This is a genomic window from Bartonella sp. MU70NMGDW, assembly GCF_042194085.1.
In the GTDB taxonomy this organism is placed as follows: domain Bacteria; phylum Pseudomonadota; class Alphaproteobacteria; order Rhizobiales; family Rhizobiaceae; genus Bartonella; species Bartonella grahamii.
In genome coordinates this window covers 1-1,488 of sequence record NZ_JBHIMK010000282.1, presented here as the reverse complement: position 1 = coordinate 1,488, position 1,488 = coordinate 1, and the positions used below count along the sequence as shown (strand labels likewise).

The 1,488-nt window shown below is 36.8% G+C and carries 1 protein-coding gene; it reads right to left on the bottom strand.

Features of this window, described 5'->3' with window-relative positions; all coding sequences use genetic code 11:
• Positions 1-4: 4 nt before the first annotated feature.
• A complete protein-coding gene (locus ACFIKE_RS10465) occupies positions 5-832 on the bottom strand; it encodes an abortive infection family protein (protein ID WP_375649818.1) in 828 nt (275 codons plus the stop codon).
• Positions 833-1,488 lie beyond the last annotated feature (656 nt).

The window sequence follows — 1,488 nt, the reverse complement described above, 5'->3', positions numbered from 1 at the left end:
TTTATTATGGCTGATCCATGAGCTCTAAGATATAAATTGAGAGGGAATGGGCGGCATTAAAAGTTAAACGCGCATGGCGAGGTTTGAGATTGATTAGTTCAAAATCCTTTTTTGAGCGGCCGTGCGCTGCACCTTTCTTGTTTCTTAAATTCATAGTACCATGCACAACTTGATACAGACCGGATGTGATCATTTTTAAGTCATTTGCATCTAGATCTTGATTTTTTAAGTTTTCTTGCTTCATATCTTCGGGATGGATCTTAGCTTTCTTAACGACTTCTTCCCATAAAGCAGGCAGATTATTACGGGCGTTTTCTGCATATGGGATAGAATGGTGGTCGAGATAAGCTTTGCAAGAGGCTTCCAACAGATTTGCTGCAAATAGAACTGCCTCCCTTGGATCTTTTTCTATATTTTCTAATGCTCTATTTATTTCGATTTCTACTGCTGAAAGTTCTTTCTCTGCAATAAGTTTTTTTAGCTCTTCCATCGAGAGGAGACCAGCTTTTTGCAATTCGTGTGTGAAGGTCAGTCCCTTCTTGATAATATATCCTCCACGCTGATATTCCAATCCATCTTTCTTTAACGTTTCTAAAACTTTACGTTGATCTTCTTTAAGCTGTTGTAGCATTTGATCTTCTGATATGTCTTCAAATTCGACTAACTTATGAAACTCGCTGTCTATAAAATCACCAAGCAGGGGACCAAGGACTTCAAGCGGTTCATCGCATCTCATATTGATTGTATCTAGTCGTTTCTTAATCTTGACTTCTTCATCATCACTTCGATCCTCATGAGGAGCAGATGGTGTATAAAAAAATAAGGCATTCAAATTCTTTGGCCAATAGTACTTTGGTAATATTTGAGAGAGTATCCTAATTGTTGCAGGAGGGATTTTGTTTTTCTGAGATATTTTTTGCGGAGACGATAATTGCATTTTATGGCTTTATAATATCAAAAAGTGGTGTGTGGAGTGGTTTTTAGAGTATGATTTTATTGCTTGACCTTGCATAGAAAGTCGCGCAACAATTTTGTGGCTTATATAAGATTTGTGAAAGAGAAATGCCATATTGTGTTTTAATTTTTTCTCTTTTCATTGTTATAACAGTGAAGGGGGTGGATAATGTGTGATAATTCGAAAAATATAGAATGAGAATAGAAGTATAATTTTGTATTATCGTAACTGCAATAACATTCTTTATTGGCAGATTGTTTATTGGAGATGAGAAGCAGGCAATGCGCATAATCTCTGACATGACAATAAGGAAGGTTTTGTGACAAGAATTTCAACAGTGGTATGTTACCAAATGTTGTGTGTGTTTTTTGCTTGTCAGAAAGAGTAGATGGCGCTCTTTGTTCGCATAACCGGTAGAGAGTAATGAGTGGGTAGGGGATCGGTTTACCAATCTCGTTTATTCCGTTAAAGCTTACGGTTTTCTATAAAAAGGCTGTTTTCATGATATCCGCTGTTAATCTCGCGTATTTGGT